The sequence below is a fragment of the Streptomyces sp. SID9727 genome (assembly GCF_010550605.1).
In the GTDB taxonomy this organism is placed as follows: domain Bacteria; phylum Actinomycetota; class Actinomycetes; order Streptomycetales; family Streptomycetaceae; genus Streptomyces.
The window spans coordinates 1-7,395 of the sequence record NZ_JAAGNI010000335.1 but is presented as its reverse complement, the minus strand read 5'-3'; the positions used below and the strand labels follow the sequence as shown (position 1 = coordinate 7,395).

Below are 7,395 nucleotides of genomic sequence, written 5' to 3'. Positions count from 1 at the left end.
TGTACCGGGAGCTGGCCTCAGCCACCGGCCGCAACACCACGGACCTGGCCCGCGCCGTGGCCGCCTGGCGGCAGGGCGAGGCCGAGGGGCTCGCGGTCCTGGAGACGCCGTGGGACCCCCCGGCCGGCCCGTTCGACCGCGCCCGCCCGGCCCTGGCCGCCGCCGGCTTCCCTCGCTTCCAGCCCTGGCACAACCACCTCACGCACCCCGGTGGCGCCCTCCAGCTCCGCTTCGGCCGCGACGGTCGCTGGTACGGCTACGAGTCGGACCCGGGGCAGGACGAGTGGTGGCCGCGCGCCGCCCCGGACCACGACCCGGTCGGCGCGCTCCGGGAACTGACGGGCGGCTGAGGAGCCCCGGAACCCCGAGGGCTCAGGTCCGCCCGGCGGGCAGCACCGCGTCGACCACGGCGGCGGCGAACCCGGGCGGGACGGCCTCGTTCCTGAGCACCGCCCGCACCCACACGGCCCCGGCGATCAGGTCGAGCAGCAGCTTCGGGTCGGTCCCCGGCGGCAGCTCCCCGCGTGCGGCGGCCCGGACGAACACCGGCTGCTCGCGCGCGAACCGGTCCGCGAAGAAGTCCCGGGCCAGCGCGGCGAGCTCGTCGTCGGCCAGCCCCGACCCCGAGGCCAGGGCCCGCACGACCGCCCGGGTCCGTACGCCGGTGACCAGGGCGGCCACCTGCTCCGTGAGGGCGATCAGGTCCCCGCGCAGCGAACCGGTGTCGGGGATGCCGATGTCCAGCACCCGGGCCCGGAGCAGCGCGGCGCGCAGAAGCGACGCCTTCGACGGCCACCAGCGGTAGATCGTCGTCTTGTTGACGCCGGCGTCCTGGGCGACGGCCTCGATGGTGAGCCCCGCGTACCCGCGTTCGGCGAGGAGCCGCAGCGTGGCGTCGAAGATCGCCTCGGCGGCGCGGGGTCCCTTCCAGGGGCGGGGGTGCGGAGGAGGGGCGGACATGGCGGCTCCGGGAGAAAGTGCAACGCAACGTTGCGTTGCACTATAGGCTGCGGCCGACCGCCGGCGCACGACACGTAGGGGGATGCCCATGAAGGACGACCGGAACTCCGGGGTTTCCGGAGCGGTGACCTGGGGGCTGCTGGCCGCCTGGGCGGCCAACGACCTGGAGGAGATCGCCACCATGGCGGGCTGGCTCCGGACCGCACGGCCGAGGCTCGGGAAGCGGCTGCCCCGGGTGCCCGACCGGGTGTGGGACCGGGCGGCCCTCTCGCAGCGCGAGGTGAACACGGCCATCGGCCTGATGGGTGTGCTCGTCGCGGCGGCCGCGGCCGACGGGGCGCGCACGGGCGGGCGCAGCCCCTTCTTCCGTACCGTACTGACCGGTTTCGGGCTCCACGGGGCGGTGCACCTCGCGCAGTCGGCGGCGTACGGCGGCTACACGCCGGGCGTGGCCACCTCGCCGACCGTGGTCATCCCGTACTCGCTCTGGGCGCTGCGCCGGCTGCGGGCCGCGGGCATCCCGGTCGGCGGTGCCCGGGACACGGCGGCCGGGCTGGTGATCCTCCCGGTCGCCGTGGCGGGCGCGCACGCGGTGGCCAGGGTGCTGGCCCGGCCCCGTACCCCCGGCGCGTGACATGGCCGGGCGGGGGCCGGACCGCCCTCCGGCGCACGGCACGGCGGGCCGGCCCCGTACACCCGGCACGCGAACGGGCCGTGGCTCAGAAGTCGGCCGTCAGCCGCTCCTCCAGCCGGGCCACCGAGTCCTGGGCGTACTCCTTCTCGTAGGCGTTGCGGATGCGCTCGATCTGGCGGCCGCGCACCCGCGCCTCGGAGGCCGGGTAGAGCAGCGTCAGCTCGTAGCTGCGCTCGCGCTCGATGACGCCGTGGGAGTCCCGCCACTGCCCCCGGCCGTCCTGGATGGTCAGCCCGTTCGGGAAGCGCGGGGTGACCTCCTCGTCGATGAACGCGAGGAACTGGCGGTCGGTCACGTCCGGCCCGCCGTCCGGGCGTTCGGTGCCGAAGAGCAGCCGGGTCTCGACGTAGTCCTGGCCCCGTACGGCTCCCGCCGCCGGGCGCGGCTCGGGAGAGGCGCCCGGGCCGAGGGTGGCGTACGCGACGGGCGTGCCCACCCCCAGGACGGCGAGAGCCGCCGCGGCGGCGACGAGCGTGGTCCGGCGGCGCGGGCGGCGGTCGTCGGAGGGACCGGCCGGCTCACTCGCGGCGGCCGTGCGGGACAGGAGAGGCATGGGGGAGCCCTTCGATCCGGATACAGGAGAGGCGCGGACGCGCGGCCTCACTGTCGCAAGCGGGTCCCTGCGGAGGGCGGCGGAAGCCGGGCGGCACCGGAGAACCACCCGATCGGGCGGGCGTGCACCGGCGCGCGAAGAGCGGCCGAACCACCGGAAAACCTTTGGCCCAGGCCTCGTTGGCGCTGCTACTTTCCTCGGCGTGGCGAAACTCAATCAGATCATCGCAGTGGAGAAGGGCGTCAAGTCCAAGGCGCACCAGGACCTGACGGCGGCACATCACGGCCTCCAGAAGGCCGGACTCCTCGCCGGGATCTCCCGGACCTACCAGCCGAAGGACGAGGAGGGCGAGCAGCTGCCGCCCGAGTCGACGCCGGTGCAGGTCAAGGCCGAGGACGTGCTGCGGGAGACCGCCAAGACGCTCACCCGCCTGTTCGACGTGACCGCCACGAAGGACTGGGCGAACTGCGCGGCCCGCGCCGATGTGACGGTCGACGGCCGGGCCCTGGTGAGTGACGTGCCGGTGTCCTACCTGCTCTTCCTGGAGAAGCAGCTCGTCGACATCAACACCTTCGTCCGCAAGCTGCCGGTGCTCGACGCCGCCGAGGCGTGGTCCCAGGACCCGTCCACCGACGCCTGGAAGACCGAGCCGGTCCGCACCCTGCGCACCAAGAAGGTGCCCCGCAACCATGTGAAGGCGGAGGCCACCGAGAAGCACCCGGCGCAGGTCGAGGTGTACTACGAGGACGTGCCGATCGGCTACTGGACGACCGTGAAGTTCTCCGGGGCGCTGCCCGCGCGCCGGGTCAACGAACTGCTCGACCGGGTCGAGAAGCTGCAGCAGGCCGTCAAGTTCGCCCGCGAGGAGGCGAACGGCGTGGACGTCACGGACCAGAGGGTGGGTGACGCCGTCTTCGGTTACCTCTTCGGGTGACCGGCCATGGATTCCCCGGCGGCCGTCGAAGCCGTCGGGGTGCGCGAGGAGCGCAAAGCTGAAACTGAAGTTTGTCGTGATGAAGCGGTTCCGGTGGAGGTTCGAGTCCTCCCCCCGGCATTTCCGTGCACCGCGCACGGGCACGCGCCGGGGTGGCCCAACTGGCAGAGGCAGACCGTGATCAATCTCAGACTCTCGCTCCAGGCTCAGCATGCGCCGCCTATCGCCGGATCGACCGGGCCCGTGCCCGTGTGCGTCGAGATGCCGGTTCGACTCCGGCCCGCGGAGCTTCGGTCCGCGGTCGTCTAAAGGCAGGACGCGACGACATGAAACTGACACGGGACCTTAAACGCGCCGGTGTGCGACAGCAGGCGGCACCACAGGGCTCGGGGGCCGGCTACGCCCCCGGGCCCGCTCCTCGTCCGGCGCGGACTCACTGCCGGTAGCCCGCCAGGAACCGTCCGATGCGGCTGATCGCGGCGTCGAGGTCGTCGACGTGCGGCAGGGTCAGGATGCGGAAGTGGTCGGGGCGCGGGTAGTTGAAGCCGGTGCCCTGGACGACCTGGATCTTCTCGCGCAGCAGCAGGTCCAGGACGAACTTCTCGTCGTCCACGATCGGGTGCACCTTCGGGTCGATGCGCGGGAAGGCGTACAGCGCGCCCTTCGGCTTCACGCAGGACACGCCCGGGATCTCGTTCAGCTTCCGCCAGGCGCGCTCGCGCTGCTCGTACAGCCTGCCCCCGGGCACCACGAGGTCCTTGATCGACTGCCGGCCGCCGAGAGCGGCCTGGATGGCGTACTGGGCGGGCGCGTTGGGACACAGGCGCATCGAGGCGAGCATCGTCAGCCCCTCCAGATAGCTGCGGGCGTGCTGCTTCGGGCCCGACACCACCATCCAGCCGGAGCGGAACCCGGCCACCCGGTACGTCTTCGAGAGCCCGCTGAAGGTGAGGCAGACCAGGTCGGGGGCGAGGACCGCCACGCTGTGGTGCTCGGCGTCGTCGTAGAGGATCTGGTCGTAGATCTCGTCGGCGAACACCATCAGGCCGTGTCGGCGCGCCAGATCGAGGATGTCCTCCAGGACCTCGCGCGGATAGACGGCACCGGTCGGGTTGTTGGGGTTGATGATCACGACGGCCCGGGTGCGGTCGGTGATCTTCGAGGCCATGTCGGCGACGTCCGGGTTCCAGTCCGACGCCTCGTCGCAGGTGTAGTGCACGGCCTTCCCGCCGGCCAGCGTCGTGACCGCGGTCCACAGCGGGTAGTCCGGGGACGGGACCAGCACCTCGTCGCCGTCCTCCAGGAGCCCCTGGACGGCCATCGAGATGAGCTCGGAGACGCCGTTGCCGAGGAAGACGTCGTCCACGCCGACCTCGCTCAGGCCCATCGCCTGGTAGCGCTGGGCGACGGCGCGCCGGGCCGACAGGATGCCGCGCGAGTCGGTGTAGCCGTGCGCCTGCGGGAGCATCCGGATCATGTCCTGGACGATCTCCTCCGGTGCCTCGAAGCCGAACAGGGCCGGGTTGCCCGTGTTGAGCCGGAGCACGCTGTGGCCCGCCTCCTCCAGGGCGTTGGCGTGCTCGATGACCGGGCCCCGGATCTCGTAACAGACCTCGTTGAGCTTGCTGGACTGGCGGAATTCCATGCGGTGCCTCCCCGACCCGATTGCGATACTTGGTTTTACCAAGCTCGGGCTTGGAAAGTCCAACAACATGTCTAGACTGCGTCGCATGCCACGTCAGCCACAGCCAGCGACCCGCCCGGCCCGCCGCCGGAGTTACGACCAGTTCTGCGCCGGCGCCCGGGCGCTGGACGCCGTCGGTGACCGGTGGACGTTGCTGATCGTCCGTGAACTGCTGGCCGGCCCCCGCCGGTACACCGATCTCCACGCCGATCTGCCGGGCGTCAGCACGGACGTCCTGGCCTCCCGGCTCAAGGACATGGAGCAGGGCGGCCTCGTCACCCGCCGCAAGCTCCCGCCGCCGGCCGCCGCCACGGTGTACGCGCTCACCGCGCGCGGGCACGGACTGCTGCCGGTGCTCGCCGCGCTCGCCGAGTGGGGCGCCCCCGCGCTGGCCGAGCGGCGGCCCACGGACGCGGTCCGGGCGCACTGGTTCGCACTCCCGCTGCTGAGCGCCCTGAAGGGGGCGGCCACGGGCGTGCTCGATGTCCGCCTGGACGAGGGCGAGTTCCACATCCGTACGGGGGAGGTGGCGGCCGGTGAGCCGGTGTACGGGGACGGGCCCGCCGCCGACGCCGACGCGCGCATCGTCCTGGACGCGGAGCTGTGCCTCGCGCTGGGGCGCGGCGAGCCGACGTTCGCGGAGGCGGTGGGGGACGGCCGGATCGAGGTGCACGGGGACGGCGCGCTGGCCGAGGCGCTGCGCGGTCGCTGACAGCCCCCGGGTTGGGCCGGATGCCGAGGGCGTGATTCCGGCGTTCCCGTTCCGGGTAGCGTCGGGACATTTGCGACGGCCGTGACACCCGAAGACGGGAGAGACGCGTGGAGACCGACGAACAGCGGGGGCTGATGGGGCATCAGGGACGAGGGGGGCGGCGGAGGCGGCTGGGCCGGACGCTGGTCACCGCGGCGGGCATGGCCGCGCTCGCCTTCGTACCGACGGCCGCCGGTGCCACGCCCGGCAGCGGGGTGACCGCCACGGTGGTCGCCAAGGGCACCTCGCCCGGCCCGCTGAGGGTGAGCGCGCCCGAGGGCCGGGCCGACGTCACCTTCACCACCGCCACCATCGCGCCGGGCGGCTCCACCGGCTGGCACACCCACAGGGGTCAGCTGGTCGTCGTCGTCAAGTCCGGCACGCTCACCCGCACCCTGGACGACTGCTCGGTCGAGGTGACGCCGGCCGGCACGTCCTTCGTCGAGCCGGCGGGCCGGAACCACCGCCACATCGGCCGCAACCTGGGGAGCGAGCCCGTCGTGCTCTGGGTGACGTACCTGCTGCCCGAGGGCAGCCCGCTCTCCGACGACGCCGAGGCGGCGGAGTGCCGGCCGGGGAAGTGACCCCTCGCGGGGGCACTCGCCCGGCGGCCCGCCGTCAGCGGGCGAGTGTCTCCCCGTACGCGCCGAGCCCGGCGATCACCAGCCCGTCGCGGAGGGTCAGCACCTCGTACACCCGGCCGCCGATCTGGTTCCGGTAGTCGATCACCAGCGTGTCGACGCCCGCCCGGACGTCCATCACCTCGAACTCCAGGTCCGGGATGAGTTCGAGCCCGCGTGCCCAGTACGCCCGCAGGGCGTCCTTGCCGCGCACGGTCCCGGAGGGATCGCCGGTGAACCGCGCGATCATCGGGGAGCTGAAGGTCACGTCCTCGTGGTAGTGCGCCAGGATGCGTTCCAGGTCGCGGGAGTTCCAGTCGTCCTGCCAGCGCGCCGCGAACTCACGGGCGAATGCGAGATCCATGGCCATGACCGTAGACCTCGCGGCGGATTCCGGCGGGGGCGTTCCGGCATCCGGTCCCCGGGCCGGACGCGCCATGATGGAGGCGTGCGATTCGAAGCGATCACCTGGGAACGGCTGACGGACGCGCTCGCCGCGCACGCCGACGCGCGGGAACCGGCGGACGGCGGACCGTGGCTGAAGATCGCCGTCGACGGAGCCCCGGCCGCCCGCCCCGGAGACCTGGCCGCATCCGTCGCCGCCGCGCTGCGGCTCCGGGGGCGCGCCGTGCTCCCCGTGTCCACCGCCGGATTCCTGCGGCCGGCGAGTCTGCGGTACGAGTACGGGAAACGGGACCCGGACGCGTACTTCGGCGGCTGGTTCGACACCGGCGCCCTGTGGCGCGAGGTGTTCGGCCCCCTGGAACCGGGCGGCAGCGGGCGGGTACTGCCCGACCTGTGGGACCCGGCGACGGACCGGGCCACCCGCAGCCCGTACCGGCGGCTGCCGGAAGGCGGGGTGCTGATCCTGCACGGACCGCTGCTCCTCGGGCACTGGTTCCCCTTCGACCTCGCCGTCCACCTGCGGCTGTCGGCGGGTGCGCTGCGGCGGCGCACGCCGGACGACGAGCTGTGGACCCTGCCCGCCTTCGAGCGGTACGAGGACGAGGTGGCGCCCGCCGGCAGCGCGGACGCGGTGGTGCGCGCGGACGACCCGGGGCACCCGGCGTGGACGGGGCTGCGGTGAGACGTGCGGGTTCGAGTCCCGCTACTCACCCGGCAACGGCGGCCGCCCGCCCACCGTCGTGACGGCCTCCGCCCCCGCCCGGCACCCCGCCGCCGCGGCCGCCGCGTCCCCC

The 7,395-nt window shown here is 73.3% G+C and carries 9 protein-coding genes and 1 pseudogene; 6 read left to right on the top strand and 4 right to left on the bottom strand.

Annotated features, from left to right (window positions below; translation table 11 throughout):
* A pseudogene (locus G3I41_RS22905) lies at window positions 1-350 on the top strand (hypothetical protein); the annotation flags it as partial.
* 22 nt (window positions 351-372) lie between these two features.
* On the opposite strand, the gene G3I41_RS22900 reads toward G3I41_RS22905, so the two are convergent.
* Window positions 373-960, bottom strand: coding sequence for a TetR/AcrR family transcriptional regulator (locus G3I41_RS22900; RefSeq protein ID WP_164402279.1), 588 nt, complete (start codon window positions 958-960; stop codon window positions 373-375).
* An 88-nt stretch (window positions 961-1,048) separates the two neighbouring features.
* Here G3I41_RS22900 and G3I41_RS22895 point away from each other — a divergent pair, with 88 nt between their 5' ends.
* Complete coding sequence (locus G3I41_RS22895) at window positions 1,049-1,594, top strand: HXXEE domain-containing protein (RefSeq protein ID WP_203601518.1); 546 nt, start codon at window positions 1,049-1,051, stop codon at window positions 1,592-1,594.
* An 85-nt stretch (window positions 1,595-1,679) separates the two neighbouring features.
* On the opposite strand, the gene G3I41_RS22890 is transcribed toward G3I41_RS22895, so the two are convergent.
* A complete protein-coding gene (locus G3I41_RS22890; RefSeq protein ID WP_164402278.1) occupies window positions 1,680-2,207 on the bottom strand; it encodes a DUF3574 domain-containing protein in 528 nt (175 codons plus the stop codon).
* A gap of 202 nt (window positions 2,208-2,409) precedes the next feature.
* On the opposite strand from G3I41_RS22890, the gene G3I41_RS22885 reads away from it, so the two are divergent.
* A complete protein-coding gene (locus G3I41_RS22885; protein WP_164402277.1) occupies window positions 2,410-3,141 on the top strand; it encodes a hypothetical protein in 732 nt (243 codons plus the stop codon).
* A 433-nt stretch (window positions 3,142-3,574) separates the two neighbouring features.
* Here the strand turns inward: G3I41_RS22885 and G3I41_RS22880 are convergent, their stop codons facing one another.
* On the bottom strand, window positions 3,575-4,786 hold the full coding sequence (locus tag G3I41_RS22880) for a pyridoxal phosphate-dependent aminotransferase (protein WP_164402276.1): 1,212 nt from the start codon (window positions 4,784-4,786) through the stop codon (window positions 3,575-3,577).
* A gap of 85 nt (window positions 4,787-4,871) precedes the next feature.
* Here G3I41_RS22880 and G3I41_RS22875 point away from each other — a divergent pair, with 85 nt between their 5' ends.
* Together G3I41_RS22875 and G3I41_RS22870 are read left to right on the top strand one after the other, a co-directional pair.
* Window positions 4,872-5,537 carry a helix-turn-helix domain-containing protein gene (locus tag G3I41_RS22875; protein WP_164402275.1) on the top strand — a complete coding sequence of 222 codons (666 nt, stop codon included), beginning with the start codon at window positions 4,872-4,874 and terminating at the stop codon, window positions 5,535-5,537.
* Window positions 5,538-5,671: 134 nt separating this feature from the next.
* Window positions 5,672-6,160, top strand: a complete 489-nt coding sequence (locus G3I41_RS22870) for a cupin domain-containing protein (RefSeq protein WP_164402280.1) — start codon at window positions 5,672-5,674, stop codon at window positions 6,158-6,160.
* A gap of 34 nt (window positions 6,161-6,194) precedes the next feature.
* Here the strand turns inward: G3I41_RS22870 and G3I41_RS22865 are convergent, their stop codons facing one another.
* Window positions 6,195-6,560, bottom strand: coding sequence for a nuclear transport factor 2 family protein (locus tag G3I41_RS22865; protein ID WP_164402274.1), 366 nt, complete (start codon window positions 6,558-6,560; stop codon window positions 6,195-6,197).
* An 84-nt stretch (window positions 6,561-6,644) separates the two neighbouring features.
* On the opposite strand from G3I41_RS22865, the gene G3I41_RS22860 reads away from it, so the two are divergent.
* Entirely contained in the window at window positions 6,645-7,283 is a 639-nt protein-coding gene (locus G3I41_RS22860; RefSeq protein WP_164402273.1) for a uridine kinase, read from the top strand.
* Window positions 7,284-7,395 lie beyond the last annotated feature (112 nt).

Excerpts from the sequence above, each read along its gene's own strand:
- G3I41_RS22875 (WP_164402275.1), top strand. The coding sequence starts at position 4,872 with ATGCCACGTCAGCCACAGCCAGCGACCCGCCCGGCCCGCCGCCGGAGT.
- G3I41_RS22870 (WP_164402280.1), top strand. The coding sequence starts at position 5,672 with ATGGGGCATCAGGGACGAGGGGGGCGGCGGAGGCGGCTGGGCCGGACG.
- G3I41_RS22880 (WP_164402276.1), bottom strand. The coding sequence starts at position 4,786 with ATGGAATTCCGCCAGTCCAGCAAGCTCAACGAGGTCTGTTACGAGATC.
- G3I41_RS22890 (WP_164402278.1), bottom strand. The coding sequence starts at position 2,207 with ATGCCTCTCCTGTCCCGCACGGCCGCCGCGAGTGAGCCGGCCGGTCCC.
- G3I41_RS22865 (WP_164402274.1), bottom strand. The coding sequence starts at position 6,560 with ATGGATCTCGCATTCGCCCGTGAGTTCGCGGCGCGCTGGCAGGACGAC.
- G3I41_RS22895 (WP_203601518.1), top strand. The coding sequence starts at position 1,049 with ATGAAGGACGACCGGAACTCCGGGGTTTCCGGAGCGGTGACCTGGGGG.
- G3I41_RS22900 (WP_164402279.1), bottom strand. The coding sequence starts at position 960 with ATGTCCGCCCCTCCTCCGCACCCCCGCCCCTGGAAGGGACCCCGCGCC.